Annotated in this window: 14 protein-coding genes; 8 read left to right on the top strand and 6 right to left on the bottom strand. The window is 47.3% G+C overall.

Annotated features, from left to right (window positions below; all coding sequences use genetic code 11):
• Positions 1-252: 252 nt before the first annotated feature.
• The 4 genes from lon to ACFI32_RS11920 all read left to right on the top strand — a co-directional run bounded on the left by lon (position 253) and on the right by ACFI32_RS11920 (position 6066).
• Positions 253-2748 carry an endopeptidase La gene (gene lon / locus ACFI32_RS11935; protein WP_462626820.1) on the top strand — a complete coding sequence of 832 codons (2496 nt, stop codon included), beginning with the start codon at positions 253-255 and terminating at the stop codon, positions 2746-2748.
• 395 nt (positions 2749-3143) lie between these two features.
• The gene (locus ACFI32_RS11930; protein ID WP_462626819.1) at positions 3144-4205 is read left to right on the top strand and encodes an META domain-containing protein; all 1062 of its coding nucleotides are present in this window, start codon (positions 3144-3146) and stop codon (positions 4203-4205) included.
• Positions 4206-4217: 12 nt separating this feature from the next.
• The gene (locus tag ACFI32_RS11925) at positions 4218-5300 is read left to right on the top strand and encodes a hypothetical protein (RefSeq protein WP_462626818.1); all 1083 of its coding nucleotides are present in this window, start codon (positions 4218-4220) and stop codon (positions 5298-5300) included.
• Between the two features lie 205 nt (positions 5301-5505).
• The gene (locus ACFI32_RS11920; protein WP_462626817.1) at positions 5506-6066 is read left to right on the top strand and encodes a superoxide dismutase family protein; all 561 of its coding nucleotides are present in this window, start codon (positions 5506-5508) and stop codon (positions 6064-6066) included.
• Between the two features lie 130 nt (positions 6067-6196).
• Here ACFI32_RS11920 and topA read toward each other — a convergent pair whose 3' ends face one another.
• A complete protein-coding gene (gene topA / locus ACFI32_RS11915) occupies positions 6197-8848 on the bottom strand; it encodes a type I DNA topoisomerase (RefSeq protein WP_462626816.1) in 2652 nt (883 codons plus the stop codon).
• A gap of 287 nt (positions 8849-9135) precedes the next feature.
• Positions 9136-9690: a hypothetical protein gene (locus tag ACFI32_RS11910; RefSeq protein WP_462626815.1), complete on the bottom strand. Its 555-nt coding sequence runs from the start codon at positions 9688-9690 to the stop codon at positions 9136-9138.
• A gap of 230 nt (positions 9691-9920) precedes the next feature.
• Between ACFI32_RS11910 and ACFI32_RS11905 the strand changes: the two genes are divergently transcribed.
• Positions 9921-10430: a DUF2799 domain-containing protein gene (locus ACFI32_RS11905; protein ID WP_462626814.1), complete on the top strand. Its 510-nt coding sequence runs from the start codon at positions 9921-9923 to the stop codon at positions 10428-10430.
• Between the two features lie 220 nt (positions 10431-10650).
• Here the strand turns inward: ACFI32_RS11905 and ACFI32_RS11900 are convergent, their stop codons facing one another.
• The 4 genes from ACFI32_RS11900 to ACFI32_RS11885 all read right to left on the bottom strand — a co-directional run bounded on the left by ACFI32_RS11900 (position 10651) and on the right by ACFI32_RS11885 (position 14463).
• Positions 10651-11052: an ExbD/TolR family protein gene (locus ACFI32_RS11900; RefSeq protein ID WP_462626813.1), complete on the bottom strand. Its 402-nt coding sequence runs from the start codon at positions 11050-11052 to the stop codon at positions 10651-10653.
• A gap of 61 nt (positions 11053-11113) precedes the next feature.
• Entirely contained in the window at positions 11114-11794 is a 681-nt protein-coding gene (locus ACFI32_RS11895; RefSeq protein WP_462626812.1) for a MotA/TolQ/ExbB proton channel family protein, read from the bottom strand.
• Positions 11795-11903: 109 nt separating this feature from the next.
• The gene (locus tag ACFI32_RS11890; RefSeq protein WP_462626811.1) at positions 11904-12878 is read right to left on the bottom strand and encodes an energy transducer TonB; all 975 of its coding nucleotides are present in this window, start codon (positions 12876-12878) and stop codon (positions 11904-11906) included.
• Between the two features lie 322 nt (positions 12879-13200).
• The gene (locus ACFI32_RS11885; RefSeq protein WP_462626810.1) at positions 13201-14463 is read right to left on the bottom strand and encodes a PepSY-associated TM helix domain-containing protein; all 1263 of its coding nucleotides are present in this window, start codon (positions 14461-14463) and stop codon (positions 13201-13203) included.
• A 371-nt stretch (positions 14464-14834) separates the two neighbouring features.
• Here ACFI32_RS11885 and ACFI32_RS11880 point away from each other — a divergent pair, with 371 nt between their 5' ends.
• The 3 genes from ACFI32_RS11880 (at position 14835) to ACFI32_RS11870 (ending at position 17316) form a co-directional block, all read left to right on the top strand.
• The gene (locus ACFI32_RS11880; RefSeq protein WP_462626809.1) at positions 14835-15110 is read left to right on the top strand and encodes a Trp family transcriptional regulator; all 276 of its coding nucleotides are present in this window, start codon (positions 14835-14837) and stop codon (positions 15108-15110) included.
• 83 nt (positions 15111-15193) lie between these two features.
• A complete protein-coding gene (locus ACFI32_RS11875; RefSeq protein WP_462626808.1) occupies positions 15194-16612 on the top strand; it encodes an anthranilate synthase component I family protein in 1419 nt (472 codons plus the stop codon).
• A 56-nt stretch (positions 16613-16668) separates the two neighbouring features.
• On the top strand, positions 16669-17316 hold the full coding sequence (locus ACFI32_RS11870; RefSeq protein WP_462626807.1) for an anthranilate synthase component II: 648 nt from the start codon (positions 16669-16671) through the stop codon (positions 17314-17316).
• Positions 17317-17905 lie beyond the last annotated feature (589 nt).

The raw sequence follows: 17905 nt of genomic DNA, 5'->3' as shown, positions 1-17905 counted from the left end.
CTAGCCCATGCCATATCGCGCGCCAGTTTACCTGATTATGCGACCAAAACCTATGCGCAGAACGCACCAGACGTACCGACTGATCGCCAAATGCCTGTAACGATCGCTTTTTGACACCACCATAGGGGCATCAGTCGCGACTTATTTGTCATCACCTAAAGCTTGAGCCTTGCAATTTTATCTAGGGACACCATTTATCTAGACATAAGCCACGAACTTGACTTTACAAGTCTGGTTAACGAGGAAAAATATATGAGTGAACATAAAATCGAACCAGAAAACATCGACATTGATATCGATACCGAAGAAGTAACGCCTGAGGACGATACGCCTGACACCTACTTGCCACTGTTGGCGCTCCGAGATGTGGTGGTTTATCCGCACATGCAGATTGCCCTGTTTGTTGGCCGTGCGCCCTCTGTACAAGCAGTGGAACTGGCACAAGCGGAATATGGCAACAAAGTACTGGTCGTCGCCCAAAAGGATTCGCTCACCGAAGATATCGATCAAGACAACCTGTATCAATACGGTACAGTCTGCCGCATCGTCAGCACCATGCCGCATGACAGCGATGAAAACTGCATTAAAGTGCTGATCGAAGGTCAGTACCGCGCTCGTGTCGACACGCTAGAAGATCATGATGCGGTGTTGATGGCGAACTTTGAGCGCGCCGATATCGACATAGACATGGATGAGAGCCAGCAAAAAAATACCATAAACGCCTTGGCCAACTTGTTTGAAGGCTACGCCGATGCTCGCCTGCGCAACTCTCGCGAGTTGACCCGTGTGGCCAAACGTATTGATGACTTGCTTGAGCTGGTGTACTTCATTTCGACTCGTGTGTCGATGGACTTAGAGATCAAACAATCCTTTTTGGAAAATAATGATCTTAAAACGCACATCAATACCTTGACCGAATACTTGGTCAAACAAAGTGCCGAACAAAACATCGAGCAAGACATTCAAGAAGCCGTCCGCCAGCAAATGGAAGACAATCAGCGCGAATACTTCTTAAATGAAAAGATGAAAGCCATCAAAAGCGAGCTGTCGGATATGGGCAACGGCGCCTTTGACGGTGAAGATGACATCGGTGAGCTTGAACAGCGCTTGGTAGACGCGGACTTGCCTGACGATGTGCGCAAAAAAGCCGAACAAGAGATGAAAAAACTCAAAATGATGCCACCTGCATCATCAGAGTCATCAGTGGTACGCAACTACATTGAGTGGATTTTGGACACGCCGTGGAATGTCACCACTAAGGTGTCTATTAACCTTGATAAAGCCAAAACCACACTGGATGAAGATCACTACGGCCTAAAAGATGTCAAAGACCGCATTTTAGAATACCTCGCCGTGCAATCGCGCGTGAAAAAGCTACGCGGTCCTATCTTGTGCCTCGTTGGCCCACCAGGTGTGGGTAAAACCTCACTGGGTGAGTCTATCGCGCGTGCGACAGGTCGCAAGTTTGTACGTATGGCGCTTGGCGGCGTCCGTGATGAGGCGGAAATTCGCGGTCATCGCCGTACCTATATTGGTGCGATGCCGGGAAAAATCGTCCAATCGCTGGCCAAAGTCGAAGTCAAAAACCCACTGTTCTTGCTTGATGAAGTGGACAAAATGGCGCAAGACTTCCGCGGTGACCCAGCATCCGCGCTACTTGAAGTGCTTGACCCCTCACAAAACAACAGCTTTAACGACCATTATCTAGATATGGATTTGGATCTGTCGCAAGTGATGTTTATCTGTACTGCCAACAGCATGGACATTCCACCTGCACTGCTTGACCGTATGGAAGTCATCCGTCTGCCGGGCTACACCGAAGAAGAAAAGGTGAATATCGCCCAAAAATACTTGGTGCCTAAAGCAGTGAAGCAAAACGGTCTCAAAGAAGGTGAGATTGAAATTGTGGAAGCGGCGCTACACAGCATCGTACGCAGCTACACGCGTGAGGCAGGCGTGCGTAACCTTGAACGCGAAGTCAACAAAATCTGCCGCAAAGTGGTACGCGACTCGGTCGAGGCGCACGGCGCACGCGCACCGAAAAAAGCAGAGCGTGAACTGGTCACCGTTGATGACAACAATATTGGCGACTACTTAGGCGTGCATCAGTATGACTATGGTCTGGCCGAAGAAAATCCTGAGATTGGTCGTATCACTGGCCTTGCGTGGACCCAAGTCGGTGGTGAGCTACTTACCATCGAGGCGGTCGGCATGAAAGGTAAAGGCGAGCTGGTTTACACAGGCTCACTGGGCGATGTGATGAAAGAGTCGATCCGTGCCGCCATGAGCGTGGTACGTGCACGCGGTGACAGCTTGGGTATTGACTACGAAACGGTCAAAACCACGGACATTCACGTCCACATGCCAGAAGGTGCAACACCAAAAGATGGCCCATCAGCAGGCGGCGCACTCACCACCGCGCTGGTCTCGGCGCTGACGGGCATTGCCATTCGCCCTGATATCGCTATGACTGGTGAAGTCACCCTACGCGGTAAGATCCTACGGATCGGTGGCCTCAAAGAAAAACTGCTCGCGGCGCATCGCGGTGGCATCAAGCACGTCTTGATTCCTGCAGGTAATGAGCGCGACTTGGCTGATATCCCTGACAATGTCAAAGAAGGCTTGACCATTCAGCCCGTTGCGACCATTGACGAGGTATTAAAAGAAGCGCTGGTCAGTATGCCAACACCGCTAAAACCGACTAAGGTCACCGTTGATAAGACTGCGGGACAAGCGCTACACAACTAATTGCGTATGCGTTAGTCAATCCTGAAAACAGGAGCCGCTCATCACTATGATGGGCGGCTTTTTTTTGTGACAATAAAAGACACTATCGCTAACATACTATGATATATTTTAGACAAATGTTTATTTTTGAATAATAATGACTTTATCATCACTCGCTTTATCAGTATTTGTAGGTCTCTTATCCATAACCTTTTTAGCAGGGTGTCAGACAACCAATCACAATCAACGTGAACCTGTATCAGCTAACGAAGCACCAAAGCACGGATAAAGAAAGTGTTGATACCGCCTATTATTTACTCACCCAACAACTAGATGCTGGTGAAACCTTAATTTGGAAAAGTGAGCCAATCACTCATTCACCCAGCATTAACGACAATAATGAATAAAGGATAGTTATGAAAGCACCCCTACTCACCAGCGCGTTATTTTGCGGGGCACTTGTGCTATCAGGTTGCCAATCGATGAGTAAAAATACTGTACCCATGGCGACCATCACAATGCCAGCCGATACGCTCGATATTCCAGAAAATCAAGTGATGCAATGGAGCAGTGGCTACCACTGGCAGCTGTCAGAGGTAACGCGAGAGGATGGTCAGCTTATCCCTATTCAAAGTACGAACCCCATCCGTCTGGCTATTGACCCTGGTAGACTACATTTTTATCAAGGTTGCACGCACGATAAAATCGACCTATTCTCTGGTAGGCAGCCGTTCAGTTATGACAGTTATATTGTGCCATTACCTGCGACCTGTACGAATAGTAGCACTGACAACCATAACATTCATACATTGTTTGAGAACTATGGCACGTATATGTTTGGGATTAAATTACTCCCTACAACGCCCTTAACCATACAGAACCATCTCGCCACCGCACCAAAGCGCCTTGCGTTTATTATGGAAAATGGCAATCAATTTGTTTTCACAGGCACGACAAAGACGCCACTGGCACCACCTACAGGGATACCGATCAGCACCGAACTACTGGCGCGTTATAAGTGGCATTTAGACAGCGCCGTTGCCAATCACTATGACGAGCAAAACAAGCGAATAGATAGAGCGCCAATCAGTGATTTTTATCACCCTGACTACCCCATTTCGTTCACGACCTTTAGTCAAACTGAAAACTCACACATTTCCTTTAGCTCAAGTTGTAATGGCTCTGGTGCACCTTATTTTTTATCTAAAGACAACACGTTGAAAGTTGGCGTGATTGTTAGCACCCAGATGGGCTGTGGCCCTACAGGTAATAAGATCGAAACAGCGCTATTTAGATTGATGCAGGAAAGCAGCAGTACCTTAACATTAAGTATGCAGCCTCAATCAGCATCGAATAGCGCAGGTGATTATCCGCGCTATAACCTGCTGCAAACCATGGACAGTGGAGAGACATTGGTATGGCAAAACGTGCCTAAAAAAGTGTTTAATCCACCCACCAACAATAACAACAATAAATAAACAAGGATAGTTATGAAAACACCCCTACTCGCCAGCGCGGTATTGTGCACCACGTTTGCACTATCAGGCTGTCAGTCGATGAAAAATCCGCCATCTACTCACACGAAGACACCCGCAGCCGTACCGACCACCACCAAACCAGCAATGGTCGATGAAACCGAGATTGCAAGTAACCAAGTCATACCATGGAGCAGCCATTATCACTGGCAACTCTCCGAGGTCAAACGCGGCGATGGTCAACCCGTCACCGCCAAGCTGACAGATACCATTCGGCTGGAGGTTGCGCCCAAGCAACTACACTTTTATCAAGGCTGCACACATGAGGTATTAACGCTGCGACCCAGTGCGGCGGTATCGAGCTTTGGTTATCAAGGCAGCTTAACGGCGCAACCAGCATCCTGCAGAGCAGGCAGTACTGTTCAAGCGCCCTCGATGCACGCACTATTGCAACCTATGACTGAGCGCCCTTTTCGCCTTGAATTACTAACGGTCAATGCCGCACTAAAGGCAAACGGTGATGCCCCAGCCGCGCCCAAACGCTTGGCGATTATTTTAAGCAATGGTGATCAGTTTATCTTTACAGGGACAGCGAAGACGCTGCCTGCAACCAAAGGGCTACCACTAAGCCCTGAGCTGTTAGAGCGCTTTGACTGGCATCTGGTCAGCGCGGTTGCCAATCATTATGACGAGCAAGGAAAACGCATTAATAGAGAACCAATCAGTGACTTTTATCATCCCAAGCATCCCATTTCTTTTGGCTTTAACGGTTATATGCCCAAGTCGCTCATGACCTTTGACAAAAACTGCAATCAAATTTTGGGGTACTATTTTTTGATGGACAATAACATTCTAGTGCTTGGGCACATCATCCAGACCGCCATGAGCTGCGGAGAAACCAGCAACCGCATCGAGGGCACCTTAGTCAACATGATGCGTAACAGCAGCAGTATGCTGACGCTCAGTCATCAATCACAGACGGAGAATAAAGAAGGCAATACCGCACGCGATTACCCGCGCTACAACCTGCTACAAACCATGGCGACGGGTGAGACATTGGTATGGCAAAACACACCGCGACTTGATAAGACAAAGTAAACAACGCTATCAACAGCCAACATCTTTTACATTTATTAACCGATTGTTGCTGTTTTGGTGAATAACCTTGGTCATTGCTTCGTTATACTCATTGGAGTGTTAACAAGATTGGGTACTCAAAAATAAATACAGCCCTTTAAGCGTTAACAATTTCAGCATTCATAATCATGACAACATACAATGATAAGTACTATTGGAGAAAACAATGAACAAGATGATGCTTGCAAGTGCACTACTTTGTGGTTCTGCCCTCGCTGTAACAGGCTGTCAAAGCACCCAAGGCCAATTAAAAACAGGCAATCCCATCAATCAGCCTGCACTCAAATCAACGATTCACACCGTAGATAAAGATCATACTGAAGTGGGTCAAATGTATTTGCGTCCTGTTGATGGCGGTGTCCAAGTCTACGGTAAGCTCATGAACCTCAAACCCGGTCAGACAGTTGCCCTGCATATTCATGAGACAGGCAGCTGCGATAACATGGGTAAAGCAGCGGGTGGTCACTTTAACCCTGACAACAACCCACATTCAAACCCTGATGATATGAACGGTCATGCAGGCGATTTGCCGAACTTGACTGCTAACGAAGATGGGGTTGCAACCATCAATTATGTGAATAAAAAAATCTCTGCCGCCCAAGCAGGGAAATATAGCGTGAATCGCCGCGCCTTTATCGTCCATGGCGGCGCTGATGACTATACCAGCCAGCCAGCAGGTGACGCAGGTGCTCGTATCGCTTGTGGTATCATCACAATGAAATCATAACGTTTCACTGATTACGTTACGGCTTGACTGAGGTAGGTTAACCCCTATCTCTATCAAGCAATAAAAAACCTCTTAATGATTAAGAGGTTTTTTTATTGCAACAAGATAGGTTGCTGGTAGTGGCAAGAGCCTATTCTTCTATCCACTCGCCTTTACGCCAGTAGACACCCCAACGCGTGGCCTTGCCGTTTTTCTCAGAGCCAATGTACTGCTCTTTTTTCTTACGCGACCAGCGCAAGATGGTTGGGTTACCATCAGGGTCTTCGTCTGGCCCTTCAAACAGATAATGAAATTTATCTTCCATTTGCTCCTTGATCGGACGTAGCTCAGCCAGCTTTGGCGCACGCGTTTCACGTATCTTTGGAAACTTGGATGCCGCAAGGAACATCCCCGCTGCCCCTTCACGCAAGATAAAGTGATCCTCATGCTTGGTCGATTTGAGATCAGGCATGTCGATCGGGTCCATACGTGGCGGCGCAGGCTCGCCTGTTTTGAGCACTTTACGAGTGTTGTCACATTTTTGACAAGCAAAATAAGGCCCAAAGCGGCCTGTTTTAAGTTCCATTTGCCCATCGCACTTGTTGCAGTCGATGGTTGGCGTGTCTGACCCTGGAACTTCAAACTTACCTTCTTCTAAGATATAGCCGTCACAGTCTGGATTGTTACCGCAGATGTGTAGCTTGAGGCCACCATCGACGATATAGCCATCCATTGCTGTGGCACATTTTGGACAGCGTTTTTTCTCCATCAAGTCTTTGACTTCAGCGGCGTCATCAGCAGCATCGCTGTCATCAAGATGGGCAAAGGCTTCGACTGGCATCAGATTTTTGGTGCCTTTGCAGCGCTCTTTTGGCGGTAGGTTATAACCTGTGCAGCCTAAGAACACCCCTGTCGAGCCAGTGCGCAGCTGCATCGGACGCGCGCACAAATCACAGTGCACATCAGGGACGTCGGTTGGGTCATTGGGGCGCATGCCGTCTTTGTCTTTGGCATGCTCAAGCTTGAGTTTAAAATCGACGTAAAAGTTATCCAGTACGTTTTTCCAATCCTGCTCACCCTCAGCCACATGGTCAAGCTTGTCCTCAAGCGCCGCAGTAAAGGTATAATCCATCAGGTCAGGAAAACTGGCGGTCAGTCTGTCGGTGACGATGTCGCCCATTTTTTCAGCAAACAGGCGCTTGTTTTCAAGCTTCACATAGCCGCGATCTTGAATGGTCGAGATGATCGAGGCATACGTTGATGGGCGACCGATACCTTTTTTCTCCAGCTCTTTAACCAGACTGGCCTCAGTATAACGCGGTGGCGGCTTGGTAAAATGCTGGCTGGGGTCAAGCTTATCTAAGGTCAGCTTGTCACCTGTTTTGACATCAGGTAACAAGGTGTCGTCGGCTTTTGCAGGCGATAGGACGCGGGTATAGCCATCAAATGTCATGGTACGACCGCGCGCTTTGAGCTCCACATCATTTGCATTAACCAATAGATTGACCGATAGGTACTTGGCAGGCGGCATTTGGCAGGCGACAAACTGACGCCAGATCAGCTCATACAGACGAATGGCATCCCGCTCCACCCCTTTTAGCTGGGTCGATTTCATATTGACGTTTGAGGGGCGAATCGCCTCATGCGCCTCTTGCGCGTTTTGCTTGTTGCCATAAAAGTTGGGGGTTTCTGGCACATATTTTGCGCCGTATGCCTCTTCAATATGACCGCGCACTGCCGCGATGGCATCACCTGACAAGAAGGTCGAGTCGGTACGCATATAGGTAATATGACCTGCTTCATACAGACGCTGCGCCAATATCATGGTCTTTTTGACCGAAAAGCCCAGACGGGTGCTCGCCGCTTGCTGCAAGGTTGAGGTGATAAATGGCGCACTTGGACGTGACTGCGTGGGTTTTTCTTCACGCTCTTTGACGATAAAATCCGCTATTTTAAGGATATCGAGTACGGCATCAGTCTGCGCTTTGTTGACCAATTTGAGCGGTTTGCCACCTTGTTTGAGCGCTTCTAGGCGGATGTTATTGATATCATCGTCTGTTTTGGTCGCGCCCACATGAGTGTCAGCATGGATTTGCCAATACTCTTCAGGGATAAAGGCGCGAATCTCGTGCTCACGCTCGACCACCAAACGCATGGCGACCGACTGCACACGACCTGCGGACAAGCCGCGCGCGATTTTTTGCCATAATAGTGGCGAGACCATAAAGCCCACCACACGGTCCAAGAAGCGGCGCGCTTGCTGGGCATTAACACGGTCAATATCGAGCTTAGCAGGCTGCTTAAAGGCACTTTGGATGGCGGATTTGGTGATTTCGTTAAACACCACGCGCTGGTATTTGCTGTCCGCGCCGCCAATGACTTCTTTTAAGTGCCACGCGATCGCTTCTCCCTCTCTGTCCATATCCGTCGCCAGATAGATTTTGTCAGCGTCTTTAGCCAGTGCTTTGAGCTCTTTGATGACTTTGGTCTTGTTGGGCAGCACTTCATAGACCGCAGCCCAGTCATGTTCAGGATCGACCCCCATACGCCGTACCAGCGCTTGCTGCGCTTTTTCTTCTTTTGACAGGGTCTCGTCTTTTTTGCTGGTGGTCTTTTTGTTGCTTTTACTGGCACCCACAGGCAGGTCGCGCACGTGCCCGATACTTGAGCGTACGATAAAGTCATTGCCAAGATATTTGTTGATTGTTTTTGCCTTGGCAGGCGACTCGACAATGACCAAGGATTTGCCCTTGCTGCTGTCAGAGGTTGCGGTAGCGTTGGTTGTACTTGCGGTTTTTGTCATATGTGACGACACCATAATAAACTGATTGATTATAAATAAGGGTCCAGCAATGTGATTACTGCATGCGTTGACTGCTATTGGTAACAATATTCACCATGCGTACGTCCATACCTGCGAAATAAAAAGGCTGACAATATGCCATTTCCCAGATGTCAACCTATCCCGACGTTACACTGCTAGCGGCTGGGCTGTCAACTGTAAAAGCGCGCTCAAACCCGATATGGCGGCTCATTGATTCAAGTTTATACCTGTTATTTGTATGAATATCATGACGTATCAGCACCATCTCACTCAATGTTTTTGCTGGGCTTTTGTTGCATTTGTAGCGTCCAAGCCTCAAGACTTGCCTTAAGTGCCAATAAGTCAGGCTCAATATCGCTGACCTGATAACTGGGGTTGGTTGCAGGGCGGACATAAGCGATGTCTTCCCAATAAATGATAATGCTATTGGCCTTAATCAGTAAGCCTTTGACAAATGGTTCAATGGTCGCTGGCAGCTCTAAAGGTACATTGTCTAGCCGAAAGTCTGCTGATATATTGCCAGCCGCAGTCGCGCCTTCTGTCGCTGTCATCGCCCGCCACTGGCCATCAATCACTTGATAACGGGCATGCGGTAGTTGCTTGTTTTCCAGTACCAAGCCATATTGACCCAGCATGCCGTGACCATATTCGTTGTCTTTGCCTTTGATCCAGTCAGGACAAGCCACCAGTTTGGGATTGAGCTGTAAACGGCGTGCCGTCATGCGCAGTTTGTCCAAGCGCAGATCAATACCGCTGGGTTTGAGCGCCATCATACTCCCTAATACGAATAGTACAATGGCAATGACGATCCATAATCCCATAGTCACTTGGCCTTATCGATGAATAAAAAATGACAGCACGTACTCATAATGAGCGCAAACCATGAAAAATCAAGCACAGCGCTAACGCTTGCTCATATTGCTTGACTATTTATACAGTGATATCAAAGCGTTAGCCACCATAAAATAAATCAAATCCATGTTAGCCTGCAGACCACGGCGTCAAAAAGGTGCTATGATAAACCATAATTTTAAACGCGCGCAGGTTTATTATGACTTATCTTCTAAAGCCACAGGCCATAATGGCGACCTTGTCATCTAAACCGATAGTCAATCGACTGCGTCCCCTACTTATACCGTCTGCCGTCAGTGCCGCCCTACTGCTGCTCTCAGGCTGCGTAACCACTCAAAGCTTGACGCCTGCACAATGCCAAGCCAGCAATTGGCATGAGGTCGGTTATCAAGATGGCCTGCGCGGCCGCTCTGGCGCTTATTTTGGTCATTATATGAGCCGCTGCGCCACTGTCGGTACCGCTGTACCCAGCCGCGTGCGCTGGGAGGCGGGACGGCAAGCAGGCCTTGGCAAATACTGTACTCCGCTCAATGCTTATAAGCTTGGGCGCGAGGGTTATGACTGGCAGCCAGTATGTCCACTTGAGGGTATCGATAAGCTCGAAGAGGCCTACGCACAAGGACGCTACTATTATTTGCGCCATCGTGACTTAAACTATCTAAGCTCGCCGTATCCTTTTGGCTACGGCCGCTTTGGTTATCCGTGGTAACGACCATCACAATATAGGTCACCTTGGCGATTTTTTCTCACCTCAGTCCTTGGGACACGATATTTATTGAATAAAAAAACCCCGCTTAGTTGCCCAAACGAGGCCAGAGAAAACCGCTACAATGCTATGTTATTATTATGATTATTGTTATTGTTATGTGATATAGCTTAGGCAAAAACGCCAGCTGGTCACGGTGCGTGGTCGCCTATTGCGTTGCCGCTTATTCGTTTACAAAAGCAATTTTGCTCATTCCCGCTTGGCTGGCTGCGGCCAATACTTGCGCAACCGTGTCATATTTGCTGTCCTTATCCGCGCGCAGCTGGATGGTAGGGTCTTCACCGCTAGCGCCCTGCTCGGCCAGACGCGCATTTAGTGTCTCAAGGCTAATGGGATCACTGTCCCAAAAAATCCTTGCGTCTTTATCAATACTGATCTGAATCACCTCAGGCGGCTGTTCACTGACCGTTGCCGCTGTCTTTGGCAGCTCTAGGGGCACAGTGGGATTGAGCACCGTTGCCGTCAATAAAAAGATAATCATCAACACCAGCATGATGTCGATAAGCGGAATGAGGTTCATCTCATTCATACTTTGGCCGTCATCGTCACCTAATTGAAATGCCATAATTCTGTCAACCGTGTCTTGTATGTCTATGGGTTATTGCCACTGGCGCTGCGAGTCGTCTTTACCGGGAGGACGTAGAGGCAACATAGCGGCTGTTATGGTCATCGGCACTGGTCTTGGCTGCTTTTGAGCCACGTACAGTACCACTCGGTGTCCCTATAACCGAACCAGATACAGAATCGTCCTCGCGGCTGATGGACTGCGCGAGCAGGTCATGGGCTTTGTCATTGGCATGGTACATGACGCGGCGGTTAATACGCACCGCAAGGTTATAAAACACCACCGCAGGAATCGCCACAGCGATACCTAAGCCTGTCATAATCAGCGCCTCACCGACAGGTGCCGCCACTTGACCAAGCCCTGCTTGTCCTGAAGTACCAATATTATGCAGCGCATGGAAGATGCCCCACACTGTACCAAACAGACCAATAAATGGGGCAATCGCCGCGGTCGTACCCAGAATCGGTAAGCCGCGCTCACTGGCATAACGATAGCGACCGATGTTTTGTAGTAGCGCCTGCTCAATAACCATGCGGCGAGAAGCGGCATCGGCGGCAGACAGTCCTGCTTGCTTGCTGTGAACCGCCTGCTCAATATCACTTGCCACACTGCTTGCCAACTTGCGGCTTTGGAGCACGCGAATAATACCCGTGACCCATGACAGTAGCGACAGCAGCAGTAGTATAAAAAACAGGCTTTTGGTCACCAAATCGCTGTATTGCCAGTAACTTGCAAAGTCCATAGTTATGTCCTTAAAGATATTGTATGTATTTAGGTAACCGTGATCCATTCAGTTGATATATCATGCTTAACGAAAGGCAAAATCAATTTTTAGTATAGACATGTCATTTTTAAAGATTCAAGTCGATAGAAAAATTCACGGTACCTACAACAGGTGAACCATCTTTTATAAATGGTTTAATCTTGGCTCTTCTTATTCTTTTTTCAAATTTATTTATTTCTTTTCTTTTTACACCGCTGACGCTGATATCCTTGATCTTACCTTGTTTGGTGACTGTAAACCCTATATTTAATGTACCCTTTTCATCACTTAAGCCATCAAAATTAGGCGCTTTTATCCAACGCGCATCATTAATACTAAAAGCAACAGGGCCTTGATTGGCAGCCGCATCGTCGGCAGCTTTCTTCGCAGCTGTTGCGTCGGCATCTTTTTCTGCTTGGGCAATTGCTGCTGCGGCACGTCTATCTTCTTCAGCCTGAATCGCTTCTTGTTTTTTTCTTTCTTCTGCCTCTCGTGCTTCTTGTGCTGCGGCCTCTTGTTGCGCCTTTAATTGAGCAGCACTGTTATCAGTGACCTTACCTTGATTCGTTGCGGATGCAGGCGCTGTATCACTAACATTGGTATCTGTAGTAGTGATGGTTCGCTCATTGACAACCGTTGTTGTCGGCTTTGTTGTCACGGGATTGGTGGTGGTTGCTTGCTGCGTTTTTTTTACCTTCTTAGGAGGCTGATATTTTTCTGCCTTTGACTGCCGCTGTGTTTGCGTTTTTGGTCGTGGTTTTGGCGCTTGCCGCGTACTGGTCGGCGGTTTTTTGACTACCTTTGGCGCAGAGGCACGGCGTACCACAGTTTCGGATTCTTTTTGCTTGATAACTTCAGGCTCAGGTTCTTTTTTTTCGATAGGCGCACGCGTGATGAGTTCAATTTCGATCGGCTTTGGCTTTGGCAAATCTGGCTGTGGCGGGATGGCTGGTGCGATCTGCGATAACGCACCCCCTGTCAGCAAGTGCACACCCACGACCAGCCCTATTATAATCAGTATCAGTTTTCGCGACAGGGCGGTTATGTTGGTCAAAGCGGTCATACCTTTATCATCGATAGCATCAATAGCGGTGAGCAAAATTAGGTTTAATATTAATACAAACGATAACCATTATCAATAAATCATTTTATTATTATTGATGGCTAGAACGCTATTAACACTGTATTGACCACTTTTGTATTGCCAGATAAACCACTGCCAACCCCAGCCATCATTCCTAATAATACACCCAAAATCACAAACAAAATCAATATTTTATTTTATTTACCAGTCTGTTTATCGGCTGACATTTCACAGTATCCTTGTTAGCATCATCATTATTTTTTTGACATAAAAAATTAATAATTTTTACTGTTGGTAAACTTCAATCATTCCGTCGCTCTGAGCGCTGTTGTCGCCCTTTCCACCACAAATATACGCCAGTCACCGATAAGATGACCGCCGCCAAGCCTATCATCGCCAAAAAGATTTGGTACAATCGGTGACCCCAGCCATAACTGATATGCCCCATATGTAAGGTGGACAGCCATTGGTCTACTTGATTGCCAAAACTGCTTTGATAACCAAAATGAACGCGCTTGACCTTACCAGTTACCGCATCAACCGTAATCGACGAGGCACCGCCATGCGTACCGATGTCTTTGTCGGTTTTAAAACGCATCTGCCACTGCTTATCTTCTGCAACCCAGCGAATCCCCAATAGTTGCTGTACAGCCACGCCATTTTGCTGAGCAGCAATATCGGCTTGAGCGCTTAGGTAATCAATACTATTGGCCTTGGTCACCGCATATCCTTGACCGTCTTGCACCGCACTAGCTTGACCTTGATTATTGCTAGGGCGAAACTTTGGTGCTTCAAGCCCAACCACCGCCTGCATCACAGGTTGGTAAACGGACTTTAGATTAAACCCAACGCTCGACCACGCAATCACAAACAGCATCGCCCATAACCATAGCCCAAACGCATGATGCAAGTCATAGTTGAGTTTAAAGGTATTAGTCTTGGTACGGATTTTCCATGCAGGTAGCCAACGCTTCCAAAAAGACGCGCGTTTTTTCTTGACTGGCGACACCGAAGCGCGTTTTTTGGTAGCACGCGGAAAGGTTAAATAAAAGCCGATAAAGCAATTAATCGTCCATACCAAGGAGACAATGCCCAATATCCATTTGCCAATATTGCCCAGCAATAAGTCGCGGTGCAGCCAAAACACTTTCCACATGGTGTTGTGCCATGCCCAAGTATCTTTATTACGAGTACCGACAATCGCGCCATTGTAAGGATTGATATAGACTTCGTTAAAAATAGGCTCAGGTATGACCCGCTCGCTACCACGCCATCTGTCCACTTCAAATACTGCTGACTTGCCAGCCTCAATAGACGTCGGTAGGCTTGAAAAGCTGTATTGTGGATAGGCTCTGATCGCACTATCGTTTAATGTAGCGATGCTCAGCATGGGCACGTTTTGCACCTCTACAGTTGCCAAACGCTGGTTAAAGATATCGTCCAACTCATCGTGAAAAGCGAGCAGCGCCCCTGTTAGGCCAGCGAGCAATAAAAATCCCGCCATAGCGAGCCCAGTATAGCGATGAATCCATAGGCAGGCTTGGCGAGGAGTGAATGTCATCATTGGTTTTGGTTCTTTGTTGATTTATTGACTATTGATTTTTTGGGTCATCATTGTGACTGACACAGTCTTTGTATTGCTTGGCTGTTATTTTTTGCTTAGGCTTTATGACCCTTCCCTTTAAAACATTTAGATGTAATAACGGTAAAATTATTATTGATACAATTTTATAAACGATAATAGTTATCATTTGATAAGTGAGGCGCATGATAAAGGAGTATCGATAGTTTGGCAATCATTACTATGAAAGACATCAATATCTGCTGATACTTGTGTTTTTTGTACTACTGTACTAGAATACTGATACAAGCCAAAAGTATCATGGCTACCCTGACTATTTTTGATTAAGACGACTGATTATAAGACGATAAATTATGAGTACCGATCCTTATCACAGTTTACTAATACATCTGGCAAACTGTACCGACAGCTCAGAGATTGAAAAGTTGCTCAGTGCCCTGCTGACGGATAAAGAGCAGCACGACATTGCCAATCGTATTCGTATCTTTGACTTGCTTGATCGCGGTATCACACAGCGTGAAATCTCCGAACAATTAGGCGTTGGTATCGCTACCGTCTCTCGCGGCGCTAGAGCCGCGCAGCATCACGATGTCAGCGCCCTCCTTGCCACCCATTGGCGACGCTCTTAAGCCTGAACGCCGTATATTTTGATCCTTTTATCTATTCTCTCCTTTATCTATTGACCTATATTTGAATCATTTTGGACTCTGTTATGACTGCTAGTACGCCTATAAATAATCAACCTGCGCCAATCGATATCCCGAGTAAACCGCAGCGCATCAAACTGACGCAAGATATTGATTTTTTTGCGCTATTCAAACGCATCGAGCGCGTGTTTGATACCTGTTATTTGCTCGAATCGTTGGGCGAAGACAGCCACATCTCACGCCATCATGCCATTGGTTTTGACCCTGTGACGACGATCACCGCTATTGACCGCAACACGCTCGCTATCACGGATAATAAAACGGCTGAAACCGCCCATTATCAAACCGATAACCCTTATGAGCTACTGCGCGCCATCACGCCGCAGCATGTCATCGCCCGTGATCAAAGCGGCGGCCTAGTCGGCTATTTGGGCTATGACTGTGTGAATTTCTTTGAGCCAAGTTTGGAGGCCAAAGCCAGTGACGACTTTGAGCCGTTTAAGTTTGGCGTGTATTTGGATGGTTTGACACTCGATAAAATGACGGGTGAGATTTTTTATTTTTACTACCCCACTGCCGAGCAAGACAATCGCATTGAGCAAATCAAAGCGCTACTTGATGAACCTATTCCAAGTTATGAAGCACCTGACGTTGAATTTTTGGGTGATGGCATGAGTCAAAAAGAACATGCCAATGTAGTGATGCAGGTCAAAGAAGACATCATCTCTGGTCGCATCTTTCAGTGCGAGGTTGGGTTTAAGTCCAAATATCGTATTGCTGGCGACAAAATGCCCATCTACGAAAAACTGCGCTCGGTCAATCCATCGCCGCATATGTATTTTATGAAATTTGCCCAGCAGTGCATCATTGGCGCGTCTCCTGAGCTGCTATTCCGCTTGCGTCAGGGAGAGATGGAAACTTACCCACTCGCAGGGACGGCCAAGCGCGGCGTCGATGTGGTCGAAGATCGTAAGCTTGCTCGCGCCCTACTCAACGATGACAAAGAAATTGCCGAGCACAACATGTTGGTCGATCTGCATCGCAACGATATCGGCCGCGTGGCACGATTTGGCACCGTAAAAGTGCGTAGTTTGATGGACATCAAACGCTTCTCACATGTGCAGCATATCTCCTCTGAAATCGTTGGTATCTTGCACCCTGACGAAGATATGTTCAGTGCACTTGCCAGCAACTTTCCCGCAGGTACGCTATCAGGTGCACCCAAAGTGGAAGCCATTAAAGTCATCAATGAGCTAGAACCAGATGGTCGCGGTGCTTATGGTGGCGCGCTGGGCTCCTTTAATTTTAACGGTGATTGTATCTTTGCCATTCCTATTCGCAGCCTATTTATCAGCGGCGAGTCAGCCTACGCTCAAACCTGCGGCGGCAATGTCTATGACTCAAACCCAGCGGATGAGTATCTAGAGATTCAGCGCAAACTGTCAGCGATGAAAGTCGTATTAGACAGCTTTATGATGCCGTAATTTATACGAAACGTCATACGCCAACTGACCCTATTTTATTAAAGAGCTTATACACCATGAATGTTTTAATTATTGATAACTACGACTCGTTTACCTTCAATCTCTACCAATACGTGGGCGAGATTTTGCAAACATTGGGTGATGAGACACAGAGCCGCGTCACCGTAAAGCGCAATAATGAGATTACCCTAGCTGACGTAGAAGCGATGAATCTGGATAGAATCATCATCTCACCAGGCCCTGGCTCCCCTGATGATCCCGCGTATTTTGGTATCTGTAGCGAGGTCATTGAGAAATTAGGCAAAACCATTCCGCTGCTCGGCGTCTGTCTTGGTATGCAGGGCATCGCGCATGTGTTTGGCGGTGATGTGGTACGTGCCAGTGTGCCGATGCATGGCAAAGTATCCTCTATTCGCCATGATGGCAAGGGTATCTATCAGGGCTTGCCACAAGAGCTTGAGATCATGCGCTATCACTCACTGGTAGTAAAAGCCGATACGATCCCAAGCTGCCTAACGATTACCTCAGTCGTCGCCAATGAGAGCCGTGCTGATCTGAGCTTTGATGAGTCTGCGCTGACGGGCGATGAGATTATGGGACTGGCGCACAAAGACTATCCGATTCAAGGCGTGCAATTTCACCCTGAGTCGTTTGCCACTGAAGGCGCTAAGCGGTTGCTAAGTAATTTTTTATTGCAGGTGTAAGATTTGCGTTTTATGCCAATTGTCAGTGATGAATGATAGCGAGGTAAAAGAAAAGCACAGACTACAACCTGTGCTTTTCTCGTATCGTCTTTATCATGGTTTTTGCCGACCAAGATTACCTTTAATATAGTTGATCCAATTTAAGAGTGGTACAAGGCAACCGAGTGCAGATGTATACGTCATACTTCAAGCGAGGTTAACGCTGTAACACTTTTATAGTGGATTGACTATAACAAAGCAAACACTAACTATCAGCTAGACTTCGCTACTGATATTGGTACGCCATGGTTTGGTAGAGACAGCTATGTTGACTTTTGGATTAAGAACAAAGCGACAGATAAGCCCGTGACCGAGTTAGTGCGAACTGCGCCACCACCTCGGTCACGGGTTGTTTCTTATCCGATTATTATTAGTAGGTGATTGAGAAGGAAATATTTTAGAAATACCATCTTAAACAATCTAAGGTAGTGTTAGAGTCTTTTAATATAGGGCTGTAGTTAAGTGTTGCGAGATCAACAAAACGTCGTTGAATAGGATCACCTGTTAATAACCACTTAAAGCTTTAATCTAATTTTCAAGTCATATGTAC

Source organism: Psychrobacter sp. PSi21, from assembly GCF_054960615.1.
Note: the sequence above shows the minus strand (reverse complement) of the source record. Positions and strands in the feature narration are given on the sequence as shown.